Raw genomic sequence first — 19,919 nt, forward strand, 5'->3', positions numbered from 1 at the left:
AACTTGATTATCATTTTCGGGATTTCGTTTGTATTACTCGAAATTGTAATGGCAATATACATTCGTGTGGCAGAAATTAGAATAGAACTGCCAACGTACACGTTTCAAAATACGCAGAATTTTTGGTTTGATTTGGACGAAAATTTTGGAACACTTCATTTACCAAATGATGAGTATCGACAAAAAAAGTATTGTTTTGATGTTGTTTATAAAACAAACTCTAAAGGTTTACGCGATGCTGAACGAGAATTAAATACCGAAACTAAAAGGATTGTTGCTTTAGGAGATTCTTTCACAGAAGGCATTGGTGTAAATGTTGAAGATCGTTTAACCAATTTATTAGAAAAAGATAAAAATACTCCACATTTAAATTTTGGTTTGGCTGGGAATTTTGGCCCAACCCAATACTTGATGATGTACAAGACATTAGCCAAAACATATTCACATGAGGCTGTTTTGATTGGAATTTTACCATCAAATGATTTTATAGATGATGATTATGAAACTGCATTAAAATTTGGTGGCGATCGTTATCAACCATTTTTAAAAGGTGCGTATCCAGATTATGACCTTGTGTATTATACAGATAGTATTAGTAAATCTAAGGCCAGACCACGAAAACAAAATTGGAAGTCAAAAATATTAAAAAACTTCACCTATTCTTATAATATGTATCGCTATGTTCGTGCTGTAAGAAGAGTACAAGCAATCCCGAGCGAAAAATTGCTATCTGCCTCTAAAGTGCCAAGTTATTTTAATTATTCTGAAAAACAATTTAATCGCATGCGTTATGCTTTAGAACAAATTAAAAAACTAGCTGGAGATAGACCCGTTATGGTGTATAGTATTCCAATATTTAAAGAAATAAAGGCTTATCGCGAACATGGAAAAAATACTTTAGGAAAAAGATTAAAAGAGGTTTGTGATCGTATTGATGTTGAGTATTTAGATTTATTACCACTAACAGAATCCTTAACACTAGAAGCTTGTGAAGCACAGTTTTTGCCTTGTGATGGACACTGGAGTGAAAAAGGAAATGTATTTGCAAAACAAGAAATTCAATCTTATTTTAGTTATTATAAATAAATATGAAGGGATTTCTTAAAAAATATCAAGACCCATTTGCAGTAATACTTTTATGGCTATTAATTATTATTATAATTAACCCTATCGGTGATTTTCCGCTAAATGATGATTGGTGTTATGGTAAAACTGTTAAAACTTTATATGAAGATGGTTATTTGAAATTGTACAATTGGGGAGAAATGACTTTAGTTGGGCACGTGTATTATGGTTATTTATTTACAAAAATTTTTGGCTTTTCTTTTACAGTTTTAAGATACTCTACATTGTTATTGGCTGTATTATCTTCAATAGGTTTACTTAAAATTTTCAGAGTAATAGAATTGCCAAAAACACTAGGTTTATTTGGTGTTCTACTTTGTGTTTTTAATCCTGTCTTTTTAGAATTATCTTTTACTTACATGACAGATATTCCGTTTTATACATTAAGTGTTTTTGTCTATTATTTTTTTATTAAGCACATAAAAACCAAAGTAAGCAAGTATTTGTTTTTTGCTTTTATGTTCTGCGTATTGGCATACACTATTCGTCAATTGGCTATTGTTTATCCGTTATCATTCATGCTATACTCTATAGCAGTTGGTCCTTTTAAATTGAGACCTATATTAAAGTCAATACTACCATTTCTTTTGTTTTTTATATTTGCTTTACTCTTCGATTTTACATTGAGTTATTTTGAAATTTCCCAAGAACGCTATAATTCTAAATTTTATTTGCTTCTAAACAAATTATTTCATTTTAATAAATCTCAACTTATATACTCAACTTGCTTGACTTTAACAAGTTTAGCCTATTTAGGATTTTTTTTAAGCCCAGTTTTATTTTTTAGATTAAAAACATTACCTAAAAATTACATTAGAATTTTTGTACCCATCTATACTATAACTTCATTCTATATTCTCTACAGTTATAATTATATTTTACCAAGTCTAGATAATATATGGATTGATTTTGGAGTAGGTCCTTTTACTTTGTATTATGAAGACGCTCATTTTACACAAACACCAAAACCTTTAGTTTCTGCATACCTATATTACATATTAACTCTTGTTGGTGTCATAGCAAGTAGTGTAATACTTCACGATATTTATAAAACTATACGTAATTTAAAACAAAAAGTAGAATCAAATAGTATTCAAACATTTACACTTGTATTTGCAATAGTTTACGTGTTCCCATTTTTATTAGTTGGTGTTTATGATAGGTATTTATTGATACTCTACCCATTAACTATAGTATTTGTGCTAAATAATTTTAAGCAGAACATAAATACTAAGAATAAAATTTACGCAGTTCCTTTTTTAGGATTATTAATGTGGTTTTCAGTTTCTGCAACACACGATTATTTATCATGGAATAGAGCGCGATGGGAAGTTTTAAATACGTTGATAGACAAAGGTGTGCCAACTCATAAAATCTATGGAGGTGTAGAATTTATTACTTGGTATCATTACTCCGATGAAAACAAAAGATTTTGGGAAGAGGTAAAGCCAGTTTATGCTTTGGTTGCCAACAAAACAATAAACTACAATATTGTACAAACAATAAAATATAGTAGATGGTTGCCAGGAAAAGGTGAATTATATCTTATTTACAACAAACATTTAGACCATTAGTTAAAGTCTAAATTACTATATAAATAACGCCCAATTATTTCGTGAGCATGAGTATTTATATGATGATCATGATCCCAAAATACTTTTTTGTTAGATTGCTTTAGTGGCTCCAATAAATCCAAATAAAATATATTTTCCTCGATAAGCCATTTTTTTAAATTTGTAGTTAATTCACTATTCGTATTTATTTCATTTTCAGAAAGTTTAAAGGCAGATTTTAAACTGTTTTTGTAATCTGTTCTAACTTCCATTTTAGAGGGCAATAAGGTGATTATTAATTTAATATCGTTGGCTTTGCAAATACTTTTAATAGCTTTAAGATACTTTTTACTTAATAACAATGAAGTGTTTTTATCAGTGTTAAAATAGCTGTAATACAGTGTTTGTTCTGTGCCTTGATTGTTAATTAAGTCCTTTTGTTTCTTATTGTAAAACTTACGTCTTGTTTTATTATAACTATATTTATAGACATTATTTAAGCTAGTTCTATCATCTTCAAATAAAATAGTTTCTCTAAAATCATTTCCAGTAAAAACATTAATTATGTATACATCTGGTTTTAGATATAAATATTTTTTTAAAAAACCATAATAATTTCTAAAGGTATAATATGCTGTGCCACCATTAATACAATTATAATATAAACTAGTATTCTTAGCATTTAGATTGTATTCTAACACATTAACAAACGTACTGTCATTGTCTTTAACAGAACCATCTGTGTGAGAGTCTCCAGTTACTAATATTCTATATTCGTTTTCTATTTTGGTGGTAATATCTTTATCCTCTCTAAATCCTAAATTATTAGTACGGCGCTTTTTGGTTAGTTTTTGGTTTTTTGTGCCCCAATTTTCATAAATTTTAATATTGGGTAAATGCACAAACATTGCAACAGAATCTTTTTTAATATATACTTGATGATTTGGGTTTTTAATTTCAAAAAAACTATTAATTTGGTGTTTTGAATAGAAAAAAAACAAAATCATGGATAAGCTTAATAGGAGTATTAAAACAAATACGTTTATAGCAATTAATCTTACTTTTTTTTTCATTTATTAAGAATTAGACGTAATATAGGTATTGGATGATTATAAATTTTAACAAATTTAATAATAAGGTTGATTCTTTTAAAGAAAGGTATAAAAATGCAGAACCTTTTCCGCATATAATTTTTGATGATTTTCTCGAACTAGATGCAGCTGAACAAGCATTAAAGGTTTTTCCTAAAATTAAGAATAAAGGATGGATTCATTATGTACATGTAAACGAGAAAAAACACGGCTTAAATAAGCTAGAGTTAATACCCGAATTTATTCGGGAGCATGTTATTAAGGAATTAAATTCTCTTGCTTTTATTAACTCTTTAGAGCATTTAACTGGGATTCAAAATTTACTACCAGATACTACTATTGAAGGTGGTGGAATCCACCAGAGCGAAAATGGTGGCTATTTAAATATTCATGCAGATTTTACTACACATCCTCATAAAAAAACGTGGAGACGTCGCGTTAATGTTTTAGTTTATTTAAATAAAAACTGGGAAGCATCTTATGGAGGCGATTTGGAGCTTTGGAAAAAAGACATGTCTAAATGCGAAGTAAAAATTTCACCTCTTTTTAATAGAATAGTAGTTTTTAATACAGATGAAGATTCTTATCATGGTTTCCCAGATCCTATACAATGCCCAGAAGATGTCACTAGAAAATCTATAGCGTTATATTATTTTACAGAAGAAAAAGTGGGCTCTTTTAAACGTAGAGCCACAAATTATCGTGCAAGACCAAATGATGGTTTCAAGTCTGTTCTTATTTGGATAGATAAAAAGATGATTGCTGTTTACACCAGGTTAAAAGGTGTTTTAGGGATTAATGACGATTTTATTAGTGGTGTTTTAAATAGTTTTAGACGCAAGAAATAAACAGTATTATTATTATTAAGAAAACTTAGAATAACATTTAAAACAAATTAGTACAATCCATTGGGTAATACAAACACTTAGTAAAACGCCTAAAACTTGGTAAGGTTGAATTAAAAAGAGAATTAGAATTACATTTATAAAAAAACCAAAAAAACTAATAGAAATAACAATTCGTTCTTTATGGTTTTTTATAAGTTCCATAACATTTATGGTATAGAAATAACATGGTAAAGCTATAAATCCTCCAAGTATATAGTAGTTATAGCTAAATCCAAGTGCTACAAAATATTCCATAATAAACCATATAGCAAGAACACCTATACTTGTTAAAGGTACTGCAACTGTGTATAATTTATATTTCATTTTTTGCACTACCTGTTTTGGCAAACGATAGACATGCTTTGTGAAAGGAATAATAATATACGCCGCTAATACCTGAAGCATTAAAAAAGAAGTAATTAATAATTGGTATTCTGCTAATTGCGATTTTTCTAAATAGAAATCTACCATATAAATGTCAATCTTAGAAACCAACCAACCGCTTAATCCTAGAATAAAAAAAGGAAAACCAGCTTTAAATTCCTGAATCGAAACCTTTGATTTAAACTCCTTTTTCCAGAGTTGTAGACTCCAACTTAAATAAATTAATTTAATTGCAATCGCAAAGGAGTATATTTTTATAAAAAGGACTAAATCAAATGTTTTATAGTAAAAGATACTTCCAAATATAATTAGGAAAGCTAATGTTTCGGCTATTAATTGTGCTCCAAATTTTTGGTCATAAACAACTAGTGTATTTAGAGATGAATAGCAGAAAATAAGTACAGTTAATACTATTGACCATGCAGCTATTGTAAATGGAAAAAAGAAAATAGAACCAATGAAAGCGGTAACAATAGACTTCTGGAAAAAAAATTACTAAAAAATGAATGATAAATATCTGCTGGTTTTTCGCTGTATTTTCTCAATAGGTAATCATAGTTCCCTACGCTAAAAATAAATGTTACGAAAAATACCCATAACATAATATCTATTAAATTAGCCCATTCCGTTTTGCCAAAGGTTTTTACTCCAAAAACAACAATTAAAAAGTTAAATGCAGGGCCCGCAAAGCCGCGTAAAGTGTTTTTTACTATAATTATTAATCTATTCATTGTATAAATGAATATAGGAATTTATGGTTTCTTTTTCCGAACTTAATTCAACACGAGTTTTAATAGTATTAGGCAACTTAAGTAATGCTTCGCAAGCAGCTATAAGTTCAGGCTTACCATTACATACTTTCCAGTTTTGTGATGGTTTTGCAAGGCCAACATTATAAGAGCCAATATGCATTCCAGAATACAAGGCTTCTAGAAATACAAAACCAAACGATTCATATTTGCTTGTATGTAATAAAATTTTTGTTTTGGACATATAATTAAGCACCTCTTTTCGATTTAATTTGCCTAATAATTTTATGTTGTTTTGTAAACCAAGATTTTTAATTTTTGTTTCTAGTGTATTTCGTAATCTACCATCTCCAATAATTTTAATATTGAGGTTCGGTCGTGATTTTGTTAATACTGAAATGATTTCGATAAAGTCTATATAATTTTTAATGGTGTTCAACGATCCGACCCCTAAAATATCAATTGTGTTTTCTTGTAGTACGGGAAATTCGGCAACATCTAAATGCCAAGGAATAATAGTAGATTTTAAATTATAAGTATTCACTAAATCTGCTTGATGGTTTTCGGAAAGCGTAGCGATTTCCGTATTGGAATTGATCAAACTCTTTGCGTACGAATTTTTAATCGAAGCATCTTGTCCCATTACTGTCACGACATGATTGATACTGTGTTTTTTAGAAAAACGTTCTCCAATCTTGGAACATTCGCCAATCCAAAAACTGTGAATTATATCAATTTTTTGCGTTTTATGTAATTTGTTTAATATTCTCAATGCTTTATTCCAGGTCCAAAGTTTCCTCAAACGTTTGTTTTTTCCGTTTAGTGGAATCACTTCAATTCCGCACCAATCATATTTTTTTTCCGTAAATGGAAACTGAAATGTAAGCATTGTAAGTCTAGCATCTGGCAATGCTTTTCTTAAGCTTTTCATATATACTTGCAATGCAGGAATTACGGTAGAATCGTCTTCAAACTTGGCAAAACCTGGTGTTAAAAATACGATATGTTGATGTGTTATCTTCATGTTTTTCTCATTCCTGCACAGTTGGAAACCTATTTATTTTGCAGTATTCCACTCTACATTTGTAAATACCAAATCTGTTTCCTTAATTAACTCAGGTTTGCGCTTTAGATCATGAAACGAAATCTGTGTGCCGTCCGTTTTATAAATGTATGTATAAGCTTTTAAATCGTCATACAAATGTGCAATTTCCTTTTGAATCTTATTTTTAAATAGCGAAAAGCTAAAGATGTTTTCGAGTCGTATCAGCACTTTATTTAGAAAGCTTGAAGGTACATGTTTATGATATAAATGTTCGTTTAAAAAACTATAATGAAACGAAACATATAAGGTTGGATATTCCAACTTTTCTATCGCTTTTCCAATAGTTGGCAATATTTTAAATTCGGCGCCTTCCACGTCCATTTTTATAAAATCTACTTGTTCAATTCTTTCGTGTTCTAAAAAAGTCAATAGTGAAATGGTTGTTATTTCTAAAGAATTTTCTAAATCTCTTTTACGAGTTAATATACTACTTGACGATTGGCCATAGGCTTCTCTTGCAGATAATTTAATGTTTTGCTTTTTATTTGAAATGGCGGTCTTATACGTTTTTATTTTTTTTGCTATGTCTGGGTTTAGCGAAACATTGGTCTCTAATTCTTTGAAACAGATAGGATCGGGATCAAGTGCATGTACTTTTTGTGCCGTTTTAGCTGCATATAAAGTTAATACACCACTCCAAGAACCGATATCTAAAACTACAGATTTGTCATTTACAAAATAATCAAAAATGGCGAACGTTTGTGGTTCCCAATCTATAGAGTTTATATGTGTCCAATAGTGTTTGTTCTCTCCAGGATCAATTTTAAACGAATGGTTTTTGAGTTGTATTTGCATGCTAAAAGGTGTCTAAATCTGAGTAGTTAAAAATAAAGTCTTTTAAATTAATTTCTGAATCAAAATCTAAATAACCAACGAGCCAAGATTCTTTAGAAGCAACAATTGTTTGTAATTGTGAAGCAATTATAGAAGCTGGATCTACTTGAAATAAAAACTCTGTAATACCCAACAAGAATGCTTTTCGTTTTAATTTTTTAATCGCTTTTTGTAATGCCAATTCCGAAACGGCATAAGATAATCCAACATGCATAATGGCCTGAATTTTAACCCAAAATACACAACCTTCTATTTCAATACAATAATGACTTTTAAAACTATTTTTATAATTAATAAGTTGAGGAGTAAATACTTGCCTAAACTTATCTTTGTGATCTATTGATAATTTTTCAAGTGCATTTTGAGAGATTTTTTTATTGAAAAATAATGAGTAAATACCATTCCAATGGAGTTTATTAATCACTTTAGCAATTGGAAGTGTGCTTACTTTTATATGAAACCGTTTCAAAGGGATATGTTCTTTCCAACCTAATTTTTTGGTGCTGAAATAGGTGTTTTCACTATGAAAAGCATATACATATTTCATGTTGTTTTCTTCCATAATTTCATACGCAAGTTTTGCTAATTGATAATGTAATCCTTTGCGTTGATGTGCTGCCAATGTATAAGAATCACAAGCATGCGCAACGTAAACTTCACGTTCATTATTTGCGAATTTTTGTGGAAGCGCTCCATAAAAAGCGACGGGAATTTTATCATAATATGCAATGCTACAAATGTATTCGATACCTAAATAGGAGGTGTCGTATTTGTTTTCCAAATAGTGTAGCGTAACCTTTTTTTTGAAGACTTTCCAGAACAATTCTTTTACTGCAGGAAAATCACTTTTTTCAAGGCGTTTTAGTTGGTATTTGTCTTTGTAAAGCATCAGTTTTAATAGTAAGTACCTTTTAGTAAATATGCTAATTGTTGCTCCATAGATATGTAAGGGTTCATTACAAATCTATTTTTTAAAGCTTCGTTGTTTTCGTCTTGCTTAGAATTATAATCGCATAATAATATTTTTTTAAAGCCTATATCTTCACAATATTTTACAATATCATCATTATAATAACCAAAAGGAAATGCAAACTCTAAAATTGGTTGTTCGCAAATAGTTTCTAGATGTTCTTTACTGTATAAAATTTCTTGTTTTGCATTATCAAGCGAAATATTTATTAAACTCATGTGAGTTTCACCATGAGCTCCAATTGTAAATAATGAATGATTGGAAATTTCTTTTATTTTTTCATTACTTATTAGTTTCCAATAATCTTCTAAACCACTCTTGTTTTTAAGTTTTTGCCAATCGTCTTTAAAAATTTCAAATAGATTTTTTATTTCTTTGTATGTAATTGTTTTAGATATTGATTTTAAAGAAACACCGTTAAAAACGAATTCATTTTTTTTGTTTTTAGAATATAGATTGTCTTGAAAAATCACATTATTTTTTTTGGTGTGAAAAGAAACTAAATCTAGAAAGTCTGGCCATAAATATTTTGCCTTAGCTTGTATTGTTGTAATATAAAAACTGGCAGGAGTAGTGTGTTTCTTTAGAATAGGTAAAGCATATTTGTAATTGTTGAAATAACCATCATCGAAAGTTATGGCAATGTTTAAAGTGTCTCTTTTAAACTTTTTAGCATAATAATCATCCAGTGAAATTACATTATAATTCTTGTTTATATATTCAATAAATTTTTCAAAATATACTTTTGAAAAAAAGCGACTATTATAACCAGTTTCTCCCGTACTATCTATTCCATGAAATACTAAAATGCGTTCACCATAGCGATTTTTTAATAATTTTTTTTTAAATCCAATATTAAACAACACCGTGTTTAAAAGTAACCTTAATCGATATTTAATGCGTAACCATAACATAAATACTATTTTTTTGATTCAATTTTATATAACTTCCAACCTTTTGGGTGTGTATCTAATATTTTTAAATTATAGTTGTCTTCAATAAATTCCCAGTTTAACATTGGGTTTTTATCTTTCCATTGAAACCTATATCGTAAGGGATCAAACAGAATTAAATCACCAGTGTTGTAGTTTTTATAAAGGTCTACAAACATGTTTTTATATTCAAAATTGAGTCCACGACCTTTAATTGCTAAATCGAGGTCAAAACTATAGAGTGTATGTTCTTGATAGGGCTCCAATAGGTCCACAATTTCTTTTTCAATAAGAGTACGAGAATAGACTTGATGAAATGTAGCAATCCAAAAGCAAAGTTGTGCAATGATACTTATAATGGTGAATGGAATAATAAATTTTTGAACGTATTTTTTTTTAGTCACACTTAAAAAAGCAGGAAATAAGAATATTAAAACTAATGGAAAAACCAATCCAAGAATACGCGAATTTTGAAAAGGTATTCCAGCAAGAAAAAACACATAAAGTCCAATAGAAGCGCATAATATTTTTTGAGGAAACGAAAAAAGATATTTGCGTTCTTTTAAGCTTATTAAGCTTAAAAGAACGCCTATAAAAATAAACCCGGGATGAAAAAACACATAAAAGGTATAGACTAAATTAGGGAGAAGATAGCTTTGTGTTCCATCTGCGGTTGTATAGCTTGCTTTAAAATAATTTAAAAAAGACCAGACCTTTAAAAAGTAATTAGATGTGACTTCAAATAGGGCATTCCATTGAAAAATAATAAAAGGAACTACTACTAAAAAACTTAAACAAATAGCTGTAATAAATTGATAAACAGATTTTCTTTTTATTACTAAATAAAGGGAATATAATATGATTGGAAGTGTAATAAATAACGAAGCATATCTTGTCATTAATGCACAAGTAGCAAAAACAAATAGCGGTACAATACTTGTTTTTTTATAGTAAGATTTAAAAAAGAAATAAAAGGTTAATACTACAAATGCCATAGCTGTTGCATCAGACATAACAATGAGACCCATTTTTAAAAGAAATGGACAAAAAACAGCAAAAACAAAAACGTACAAAAAGCTAAATGGTGCTTTAGGATATAGCAGACGAATACTTTTTAAAATGTAAATACAAGCTGTAGAAAAACTTAAACAACTTATTAATTGTAACCCTAATGGAGTGCTTCCAAAAATAAAACCAATTAAACTGCCAAACACAGGATATAGTACCGGCCAATAATAATTTCCGGGATGTGTGCCTTCTACAATGTAGTTTTGAATGGCATTTGTATAGCGTAAATACTCATAAGAATCTTGTCCGTAAAGGCCATCAAAACCTAATAATCTTAAGATTAATAAAAATAATAAAGGAACAGCTATTAATGTTAGATAGTTGTATTTAGAAGTGAAGAATTTATATAATTCCAATTGTTTTTTTTTAGCTTATATAAATATAGTTTTAATATTGCTTAGGATAAAAAAATTACCTTTGTTTTTATATTTTAAAAAAGCTAAGAAGTAATAGATATGATTAATACTAAAAAAGTTGTAGTAGTACTTCCTGCTTATAATGCCTCAGAAACTTTACAAAAAACATACGAAGAAATACCGTTCGATATTGTGGATGAAGTTGTTTTGGTAGATGACAATAGCTTAGACGCGACACTTAAAGTTGCCAAAGTATTAGGTATTAAACATATTTTAAAACACGATGAAAATAAAGGGTATGGCGCGAATCAAAAAAGTTGCTATAAAAAGGCGTTATCGCTAAATGCAGATGTTGTAATAATGCTGCATCCAGATTATCAATACACACCTAAATTAATTCATTCTATGGCATATTTAATTGCAAATGAAGTCTATCCTGTTGTTATGGGATCACGCATTTTAGGAAAAGGCGCATTAAATGGTGGTATGCCAATGTATAAATATATAGCTAATCGTTTTTTAACTTTATTTCAAAACATTTTAATTGGTCAAAAACTATCCGAATACCATTCTGGATTTCGAGCGTTTTCTAAGGAGGTCTTAAATGTGATTTCTTTAGAGCATAATTCAGATGATTTTATTTTCGATAATCAAATGTTATGTCAGATTTTTAATAAAGGTTTTGAAATTGCAGAAATCACATGTCCTACCAAATATTCTAGTGAAAGTTCATCAATTAATTTTCAACGCAGTGTTATTTATGGGGTAGGTGTAATAGAAGTTTCAATTCAATATTTTTTGCACAAAAAGAAAATAAAGACTTTCCAAATATTTAATTAGTAAGTATATTTGTACAGAACCATTCGCTATGAAAAGACTCAAAATACTCCTTTACAACCCAGTAGCTGTTTTTTATGATATGCCATTAGCTTTGTTAGCTATTGGTTCTATTTTGGATCCAAAAAAATATGAAGTCATTATTGTTGATGGTCGTATTGAAGAAGATCCAATAAAAGTCATTAAAGAACATGTTAATGAAGCCATCTGTTTTGGAGTAACTTCATTAACTGGTAGACCAATAAGAAATGCCTTAGATGTAACGCAAGCGGTTAGAAATCTAAGACAAGACATTCCTATTATTTGGGGTGGATGGCATACTTCTTTATTTCCAGAGCAAACATTAATAGATGAGTTGTGTATAGATGTTACTGTTCAGGGACAAGGAGAAGACACGTTCAAAGAGCTTGTTGAAACATTTGAATCAGACAAAGATTTATCTAAAGTAAAAGGTATTTGCTATAGAAGTAATACTGGAGAGATAATAAAAAATCCACCACGAACCATTGTTAAAATGGATGCTTTTTCTGAAGTTAATTATGATTTAATTGATGTAGAAAAATATTTTAAAAAAAAGGGGAGACGACAACTAGATTACATATCCTCTACAGGATGTTTTTTTAGATGTAGTTTCTGTGCAGACCCATTTGTTTATAATAGAAAATGGACTGCTATTTCGCCAGAAATAATGGTAAATAAGTTAGAGGAACTTTATAATAAATATAATTTTACCGATGTTAACTTACAAGATGAAACCTATTTCACTTATAGAGATAGAGTTATTGAAATTTCAGAATTAATTATTGAGAAAAAATTAAAATTTACTTGGGCAGCAACTATGCGTGCCGATCAAGGATCTAGATTAAGTATAGAAGACTTTCAGATTTGTAAAGATTCAGGATTACGTCGTTTACTCATTGGAGTAGAGTCGGGCTCGCAAGAAATGATGGATTGGTTAAAAAAGGACATTAAACTAGAGCAAGTTTTTATGTGTGCAGAACGCTGTAGAGATATAGGTATTGCAGTTCAGTTTCCTTTCATTGTTGGCTTTCCTGAGGAATCGGATAAAAGTATAGTGGAAACGGTGAAAGTAGCGCATCAATTAAACAGCATGCATCCTAATTTCCAAACACCAATATTTTATTTTAAACCTTATCCTGGTACTAAAATTACTGATGATGTTGTAAAAAAAGGTTACAAACTCCCTGAAACCATTCAGGACTGGGCAGACTTTGATTTTGTAGGGTCAGTAGGACCATGGGTGAGTGATGAAAAATATGATTTCTTTGAAAAGTTTAAATTTTATATGAAGTTTGGTTACTCTAAACAAAAATCTATATATATGCCACTGCAACTCATAGCGAAGTTAAGATGTAAGTATAAGTTTTTTAGTTTCCCTGTTGAAAAGAAAATAGTAGATACGTTTTTTAAGAAACAAGAACTAGCATAATCGAGATCTACTGTTTTAGTTTCGTTTTTAAAAATTGAGAAATCTGATTAGAAGTTAATTCTGCTCCAGATTCGTTAAAATGAAAATCGTCGTAAAAAGATGCTGTAGTTTTAGGAAGCTTTAAATCTATGTACGATATATTGTTTTGATCGCAAACCGTTTTTAAACGGTCATTAAAAATTTCCATACCAGTATATAAGGCTTCTGTACTATAAAAAGCTTCGTTATTTGGAAACCCACTTGTTACAATTAAATCTTCATATTTTTGTTCTAAATCAGGCTTCCACATGGTAGCTTGCATTACAAAAATGAGCTTGATTTTCTGTTGCTTTGCTTGCTTTATAAGTGCGTTAATATTGGCTTCATAATGATTAAGGCCAGCTATTAAATCTGGCAATTCTTCAATAATTTTAGATTGCTTCTTTAGAGCTTTAATATCCATTACCGTTTTTGTTAAATGGTCTTTATGGTTAAAATAGAAAAGGATATTTTTCTTTGCTCTTTTTGCTAATTTATGCAATGTAAATTGTTTATAAAAAGGAAGATAATCGTCTGGAATATGTTGAAAAGCAATTTGCTTTAAATTTTCATAAGGAGAATTTACATATCTATCAGCAGAAATTAGATACCCAACAAAATCGTTAACACCTTGCATAATTATAACCGTTTTTACATCGTTTAGCTCAGGCTTTTTTAAAATATGTTCAAACTGTAACACATGATGATTACTACTGTTTCCTGGTCTTCCAAAATTCCCAACCCAATAGGAGTCACCTAATTTTTTTTCTAATAGTGCTGGCCAAGTTTTTGATTGTGTTAATGCGAAACAAGCGGTTGTACTTCCGCCAAAAGCTACAATTTTGTGTGATGCATCCTTATAATTTGAAATTGATCTTGCGCCTAATTCATCATATAATACTTCAGAGTCTTGATGAATTCCAGTAATTTCATTCGAGTTAATTTTCCATGTAAAACCAGAATTTGGTGTTCCTGTGTAATAATCATCTGGAAAAATTTGAAGCATTGAAAGCGTAATTTCGGCGAGAATTAAAACAATAAAAGTTACTATTCCAGAGATGGCTAGTTTTTTAAAGATATTTTTGGTTTTTTTCGGGTTTTTATTCATCAGTTGATACTTTATTGTTTAGTTTTAAAAAGTTATGGGCTTTTGTTGCTACCACTTCGGCACCAAATTCATTAAAGTGCATATCGTCATAAAATATAGTTTGATTTTTTGGTAATTGTAAATCAATCACAGGGATATTATACTCATTACAAACGGTCATTAATCGTTTATTGAAAACAGTCATAATTTTATTTAAAGCTTCACCTGTATATAGGGGTGTTTTGTTATAATGCGATCGTGCTGCAAGTAAGGTTTTGTGTTTATCTGGTAAGTTTTTTTGCCAAAGTGTAGGCTGTGTAATAAAAATTATTGTAATATTTCTTGCTTGAGCTTCTTTTATTATCTTTTTTAAATTATGTTCATAATGCTCTAAACCTTTGGTTAAATCCGGAAGTTTAGTATTAGGTTCTATCTGGCTCTCAAACTTTTCTAAATAATCTAGAGGTCTCCTATTCTGAGTGTAAAAGAGGCTTCTCTGTTTTGCTAGTTTTGCAAGTTTATATAAGTCTAGACTTTTTAGAAAAGGTAATTCAGAATTTGGAATATGCCCAAAAGCACTTTTTTTAACTGCTAGGTCTGGCATGTTCATATATTTATCTTGAGAGATTAAATAGCCTCGGCAATCATTTACACCAACTAACATTAATACTATTTTTGTGTCTCTTAATTCAGGTTTATCAAGAATATGTTTAAATTGAAATACATGATGGTTACTACTATTTCCACTTCTGGCAAAATTACCTACCCAATAAGAATCCCCTAATTTTTTATCAAGTAAGGCTGTCCAAGTTTTTTCTTGACTCAATGCAGAGTAAACTGTCGTACTACCGCCTATAGCGACAATTTTATGAGTAGCTTTTGAGTAATCTGAAACAGAACGCGAACCCAAAACATCGAATGCAATTTCGTAAGCTCCTGAAAATCCATCTATTTTACTTGGATTTTTACTATATTTTTTGGTAAAATTTGGTGTGTTGGTATAATAATCATTCGGGAAAATATTAAATAATGACAATGCAAATTCCACTATAATAAGAATGATTACTTTAGAAATAGTGTAGTATATTATTTTTTTACCTAACATTTTGATTATTTTTTTATGAATCGATACCAAGAAAATGGCGACTCTTTTTTGCCTAACATTTTATGTAGTATATTTCTTTTGTAGGTGTATAATGTATCAAAATTAGCAACCAAATTTTTATCGTGTGCATGATAGTGTTTTGCCATTTCTGGAACACCTAGATTTGTGTAATATTTCTTTGTACTTTCTTTAGCGTTTTTGATTTCTGAAGTTTTATAAAACGGACTATCTATGATATGAATTTCTCCATTTGGTTTTAAAAAAGAATGTAATAATGTTATAAGTTCACTAAAATTTTCAAAATATTGTACTACTCCATTAAGTGTTATGATATCAAATTGTGCTTCAAAAACAGAAGACGTTTTAAAAACATCTGCATAAACAAATTTTAAATATTTTGATTTAAAAACGCTAGCAGCTTGTTCTAACTCCTCTTTATTTATATCTAGACCTACAACGTTATTTACGTTTGGTATTTTAGCTATTTTATTTGAAAACCAACCGTTTCCGCAGCCAATATCTAAAACAGCTAAAGCTCTTTTTTTTCTAGAGATATAATCAATAATACGTTGTGTGGATTGTATTCTAAAAGGCCATTCAAAGCGATTCAAATTTGGTAATATTCCAACCTCTTTATCCGTTAGAATTCTCCCTTCATTTTTCCGTGCTTTTAGATATAAATTATTACTATCTATTATTTTTTCAGTAATATAAAAAACATTTTTTTTGTTGTTGTATGTGCTATAATCAATCTCCATTACTTTTTAAAACTCATTATTTGCATCGCTAAAAAGCCTTTGGTTTTCATTTTTAAAAAGGAGAAGTAACTTCTATTTTCTTTTTTTAATTCTTTCTTAGCATTAACCTCATTTACAATATATTTTATTGCGTAATCGTAAAATACTGATGGATAGGTTCGTTTAAAATCAATATCACGATCGGTTGAGGTTTCCCAGTCTGGTTTAATCGTTATTTTATCTTCAATGTCGTTATATAGAGCGGTTCCTTTTATTGGGTATGCCTTGGTAATCGTAAAATGTGTTGGGTCTGCGTCTTTTAAATATTTGGTTGTAATTTTTATATCGTTTAAAGTTTCTCCGGGATAACCAACCATAATAAAAGTACCAGTTTCCATACCTAAAGCATTGGTGTCTTGTATCGCTTTTTTTACCACATCTACATCAACACGCCGATCCATGGCGTCAATAATTTTTTGAGAACCAGATTCTGCACCAATCCAAATGCGGTAACAACCAGCCTCTTTTAAAAGCTGAAGAATTTCTGCATTTAAACGTTCGGCTCTGGTAATGCATTCAAAAGGAATAATGGCATTCTGTTCTAAAACTTCGGCATGAAATTCTTTAATCCATTTATGACTTACCGAAAAAACATCGTCAACAAACCAAATAGTATCTGGATTGTAATTACTTTTAAGATGATTAAGTTCTTCGGCAACTTGCTTTGCTGGTCTACGTCTATAACTTTGTCCGTAAACAGCCGTACTACACCATTTACAGGTGTATGGGCAACCACGTTGTGTACTAATAGTCATAGAGCTTTTACCATGAAATGTTTTCCAAGTATCTAAATATTTTTCAACTGGGATCGCTTCTCTATTGGGTAATGGTAAGTCTTCTAAAGACTTCATTTTTATTCTAGGTTTCGTTTTAAAAACCGTATTATCTTTTAAAAATGCAATACCAGAAATTTCATTGTAATCTGCTTTGTTGACTATCGCTTTATAAAGTTCGAAAGTTGTTTGTTCTCCTTCACCAATGACAATAAAGTGTGCGCCAGTATTGAGGTAGTTTTCTAAATTATAAGTAACATCTGGTCCACCTAAAATTATTTTCGGGAACCCATATTTACTATCACTTATTAGTATTTTTATTAATTTAACAACATTAATTTTTGTCATTAAATTGGCATAAATAGCGATTGCTTTTGCTTGTGTTTTTTCTAAAAAATCAAGTTGTTCTTTAGCAGAGTAAAAGGTGGAATCGTAAACATGATTTTCAACGTTCTGCTCGTTTAAATACCCGGAAATGTATAGTAATCCTAAAGGTGCATAAGGTTTCATTATTTTTTGTTCCTTATCATCTTCGTTTAAAAAGTAGGTATGTGTTAAAACGATACTCATTTAGGTTTCAGTTCTATTAAAAAGTGATCAGCATATTTCGCATAACGAGAAGCTGTTAAAATAGTGTCTGTTTTTTTTAAAATATTAAAGATAATCGACCGCGTTAAAAATGAATGTTCAAGATACGACGGCGGAATAGCTAATCCTACTGGTTTTATTTTATTTATTGTAAAACTGTTTTTAGTTAATGCTATAATATCTTTTGGGTTATAATACCAAGTTTTTACTTTTACACCTTCTAAATTTGCTAATACTGCTTGGTTTGTTTGCCTGCGTTTTGCCTTTTTAAAGTCGGCCTTTAAACTAAAATAGAAGCGTTCCCAAAGGCATTGTTTTGGCATTATAACTGTTATTATTTTTCCGTTTGGTTTTAATAAAGATACAGAAGTTTTAAAAAACTGCTCTAATTCTTCTGCAGACAAGCAATTCAATCCTCCGAAATTTGAAAAAATAATATCAAATTTTTTATCGAAAGTTGAAACTTTAATACTATTTATATCCTGTGTTTTAAAAGTGATTGTATTAGAATCCTGTTTGGATTTGGCAACAGCTATCATTTTTTCAGAAATATCTGTTGCGATAACGTTATGTCCCGATTTTTTAAATGCAATAGCGTCATATCCTGTGCCACAATTGAGCTCTAAAATATCTAATCTTTTTTTGGATTTAAAAATCCCATCTAAGTTTTTATATATAATAGCGCGTTGTGCTAAGCCAATTTTAGACGTTGTAAAATAGGAGTCGTAGTCTGCTGCTGCGTTATCAAAATCACTAATCATTAGTGTGTTGTAATTTTTTAAGCATCAATTTATCTATAAGCGCTGAAGGAATATAATACAATAGTAAGCCAATAGCTCTCCAATTTGTTTTTATTGAAGCGTTAAAAATAGATTTCGTGTTTGCAAAACCTTGGCTTTTTCGGTACTCTTTATGAACATAGCGTTGTAATTTTCTGTAAAATTTAGTGCTATACGTTCCGTTAAACATCATGGCTAAATCATCAGAATCTGTCCAATTTGCCTTCAGTATTAAATCATCTTTTACTTTGTCGTAAAATTTTGTTCCTGGTAATGGATAAGAGACAGATATGCCGAGGTCATCTGGTATCAATTCTTTTATCATTGCGATAGTTTTATCAATATCGGCTTTAGTTTCGTTTAAATAGCCAAACTGAATAAAAAAGGCGACTTTAATAGCCTTCTTTTTTAAAAGCCTAGTCGCTTCATAAATTTGTTCTACTTTGGTTTCTTTATCCATCGCATCTAAAATGGCTTGAGAACCACTTTCGGCACCAACCCAAACCTCTTCTAAGCCACTTTCTGCTAAAGCATCAATGGTATCTTCTTTTAGCAGTAAATCTACACGACTTTGTATGTAGTATGAAATGTTCAGCTTTTCTGCCTTTAAATGTTTATTAAACGCTTGAACCCAATTTGGTTTTAATCCAAAAATATCATCACACATCCAAAAACGGTTGACATCAAAAGTGTCAGATAAATATTTAATATGTTTTGTAATGTATTCTGGAGAATGCGAATTATAGCGATTACCGTAAATAGGTTTAGCACACCAATTGCATTTAAACGGGCAACCACGAGTTGTGGCAATATTTATTGTAAACGTTTTTCCGCTTTGCTTCCAGACATTTTTGTAATCGTTTATAGCTATTAAATCCCAAGCAGGAAACGGTAAGACGTCCAAATCTCTTAAAACAGTACGTTTGGGGTTTTCTGTAATCTCTGTTTTATTTTTATAAACGAGACCCTTTATTTCACTAACACTTTCGTTATTATTTAAAGTATTTATTAATTCGTTTAAAGAAATTTCACCTTCGCCTTTAATAATATAATCTGCACCGTTGTCTAAGTAACTTTCGTAATGGTCTGTAGAATCAGAACTGTTAGTAATAACAATACAACCCATTTCTTTTGCCAAATGCATCATCTTAAAAGCCGCTTCACGCATGGTCGTTAGGCACATTTTGGTTAGATAATTAAAACCATCATCGTAGATTATAAAATATTTTGGCTTTTTGGCTTTTAGAAAAGGAGTAATAGTTTCTGGGTTGTCTACCAAATTGGTATCAAAAAGAGCCACACTATGTCCGTTTTCTCTTAAATATGCAGCAGCATAAAGTGTGCCTAATGGCGGAAATGGCGTTTTGTTATCCCATTGTTTTTTATCGAATTTATAAAAGTAGGAATGTGAAAATACAATATCAACCATAT

The 19,919-nt window shown here is 29.9% G+C and carries 19 protein-coding genes; 5 read left to right on the top strand and 14 right to left on the bottom strand.

Annotation, left to right across the window (positions count from 1 at the left end; all coding sequences use genetic code 11):
* Positions 1-3 precede the first annotated feature (3 nt).
* Positions 4-1,086 carry an SGNH/GDSL hydrolase family protein gene (locus RH82_RS12025; protein ID WP_162182456.1) on the top strand — a complete coding sequence of 361 codons (1,083 nt, stop codon included), beginning with the start codon at positions 4-6 and terminating at the stop codon, positions 1,084-1,086.
* A gap of 2 nt (positions 1,087-1,088) precedes the next feature.
* Positions 1,089-2,699, top strand: a complete 1,611-nt coding sequence (locus RH82_RS12030) for a glycosyltransferase family 39 protein (RefSeq protein ID WP_034061040.1) — start codon at positions 1,089-1,091, stop codon at positions 2,697-2,699.
* On the opposite strand, the gene RH82_RS12035 is transcribed toward RH82_RS12030, so the two are convergent.
* The gene (locus tag RH82_RS12035; protein WP_156112470.1) at positions 2,696-3,751 is read right to left on the bottom strand and encodes an SGNH/GDSL hydrolase family protein; all 1,056 of its coding nucleotides are present in this window, start codon (positions 3,749-3,751) and stop codon (positions 2,696-2,698) included. The genes RH82_RS12030 and RH82_RS12035 overlap by 4 nt on opposite strands.
* 32 nt (positions 3,752-3,783) lie before the next feature.
* Here RH82_RS12035 and RH82_RS12040 point away from each other — a divergent pair, with 32 nt between their 5' ends.
* The gene (locus RH82_RS12040; protein WP_034061044.1) at positions 3,784-4,617 is read left to right on the top strand and encodes a 2OG-Fe(II) oxygenase; all 834 of its coding nucleotides are present in this window, start codon (positions 3,784-3,786) and stop codon (positions 4,615-4,617) included.
* Between the two features lie 15 nt (positions 4,618-4,632).
* On the opposite strand, the gene RH82_RS12045 is transcribed toward RH82_RS12040, so the two are convergent.
* The 7 genes from RH82_RS12045 to RH82_RS12075 all read right to left on the bottom strand — a co-directional run bounded on the left by RH82_RS12045 (position 4,633) and on the right by RH82_RS12075 (position 11,054).
* Positions 4,633-5,127: a hypothetical protein gene (locus tag RH82_RS12045; protein ID WP_034061046.1), complete on the bottom strand. Its 495-nt coding sequence runs from the start codon at positions 5,125-5,127 to the stop codon at positions 4,633-4,635.
* 338 nt (positions 5,128-5,465) lie between these two features.
* On the bottom strand, positions 5,466-5,771 hold the full coding sequence (locus tag RH82_RS12050) for a hypothetical protein (protein ID WP_034061048.1): 306 nt from the start codon (positions 5,769-5,771) through the stop codon (positions 5,466-5,468).
* The gene (locus RH82_RS12055; protein WP_034061050.1) at positions 5,764-6,813 is read right to left on the bottom strand and encodes a glycosyltransferase; all 1,050 of its coding nucleotides are present in this window, start codon (positions 6,811-6,813) and stop codon (positions 5,764-5,766) included. Before RH82_RS12055 ends, RH82_RS12050 begins: the two co-directional genes overlap by 8 nt.
* A gap of 33 nt (positions 6,814-6,846) precedes the next feature.
* Positions 6,847-7,689 (bottom strand): FkbM family methyltransferase, encoded by an 843-nt coding sequence (locus RH82_RS17880; RefSeq protein WP_052158327.1) that lies wholly within the window; start codon positions 7,687-7,689, stop codon positions 6,847-6,849.
* Position 7,690: 1 nt separating this feature from the next.
* A complete protein-coding gene (locus tag RH82_RS12065; RefSeq protein ID WP_034061052.1) occupies positions 7,691-8,617 on the bottom strand; it encodes a GNAT family N-acetyltransferase in 927 nt (308 codons plus the stop codon).
* Between the two features lie 5 nt (positions 8,618-8,622).
* A complete protein-coding gene (locus tag RH82_RS12070) occupies positions 8,623-9,612 on the bottom strand; it encodes a polysaccharide deacetylase family protein (RefSeq protein WP_034061054.1) in 990 nt (329 codons plus the stop codon).
* 5 nt (positions 9,613-9,617) lie between these two features.
* The gene (locus tag RH82_RS12075; protein ID WP_034061056.1) at positions 9,618-11,054 is read right to left on the bottom strand and encodes an ArnT family glycosyltransferase; all 1,437 of its coding nucleotides are present in this window, start codon (positions 11,052-11,054) and stop codon (positions 9,618-9,620) included.
* A gap of 99 nt (positions 11,055-11,153) precedes the next feature.
* On the opposite strand from RH82_RS12075, the gene RH82_RS12080 reads away from it, so the two are divergent.
* Both RH82_RS12080 and RH82_RS12085 read left to right on the top strand, forming a co-directional pair.
* The gene (locus tag RH82_RS12080; protein WP_034061058.1) at positions 11,154-11,894 is read left to right on the top strand and encodes a glycosyltransferase family 2 protein; all 741 of its coding nucleotides are present in this window, start codon (positions 11,154-11,156) and stop codon (positions 11,892-11,894) included.
* Between the two features lie 28 nt (positions 11,895-11,922).
* Complete coding sequence (locus RH82_RS12085) at positions 11,923-13,341, top strand: B12-binding domain-containing radical SAM protein (protein ID WP_034061060.1); 1,419 nt, start codon at positions 11,923-11,925, stop codon at positions 13,339-13,341.
* Positions 13,342-13,348: 7 nt separating this feature from the next.
* Here RH82_RS12085 and RH82_RS12090 read toward each other — a convergent pair whose 3' ends face one another.
* The 6 genes from RH82_RS12090 to RH82_RS12115 are packed head-to-tail and all read right to left on the bottom strand — an operon-like array spanning position 13,349 to position 19,917.
* On the bottom strand, positions 13,349-14,467 hold the full coding sequence (locus tag RH82_RS12090; protein ID WP_034061062.1) for an SGNH/GDSL hydrolase family protein: 1,119 nt from the start codon (positions 14,465-14,467) through the stop codon (positions 13,349-13,351).
* A complete protein-coding gene (locus RH82_RS12095; RefSeq protein ID WP_034061064.1) occupies positions 14,460-15,551 on the bottom strand; it encodes an SGNH/GDSL hydrolase family protein in 1,092 nt (363 codons plus the stop codon). Before RH82_RS12095 ends, RH82_RS12090 begins: the two co-directional genes overlap by 8 nt.
* Before the next feature lie 5 nt (positions 15,552-15,556).
* Positions 15,557-16,309: a class I SAM-dependent methyltransferase gene (locus tag RH82_RS12100; RefSeq protein ID WP_034061066.1), complete on the bottom strand. Its 753-nt coding sequence runs from the start codon at positions 16,307-16,309 to the stop codon at positions 15,557-15,559.
* Complete coding sequence (locus tag RH82_RS12105; RefSeq protein WP_034061068.1) at positions 16,309-17,691, bottom strand: B12-binding domain-containing radical SAM protein; 1,383 nt, start codon at positions 17,689-17,691, stop codon at positions 16,309-16,311. Before RH82_RS12105 ends, RH82_RS12100 begins: the two co-directional genes overlap by 1 nt.
* Positions 17,688-18,470 carry a class I SAM-dependent methyltransferase gene (locus tag RH82_RS12110; RefSeq protein WP_034061070.1) on the bottom strand — a complete coding sequence of 261 codons (783 nt, stop codon included), beginning with the start codon at positions 18,468-18,470 and terminating at the stop codon, positions 17,688-17,690. Before RH82_RS12110 ends, RH82_RS12105 begins: the two co-directional genes overlap by 4 nt.
* Positions 18,463-19,917, bottom strand: a complete 1,455-nt coding sequence (locus tag RH82_RS12115; RefSeq protein ID WP_034061072.1) for a B12-binding domain-containing radical SAM protein — start codon at positions 19,915-19,917, stop codon at positions 18,463-18,465. Before RH82_RS12115 ends, RH82_RS12110 begins: the two co-directional genes overlap by 8 nt.
* Positions 19,918-19,919 lie beyond the last annotated feature (2 nt).

Source organism: Lacinutrix jangbogonensis (assembly GCF_000797445.1).
Classification (GTDB): Bacteria; Bacteroidota; Bacteroidia; order Flavobacteriales; family Flavobacteriaceae; genus Lacinutrix; species Lacinutrix jangbogonensis.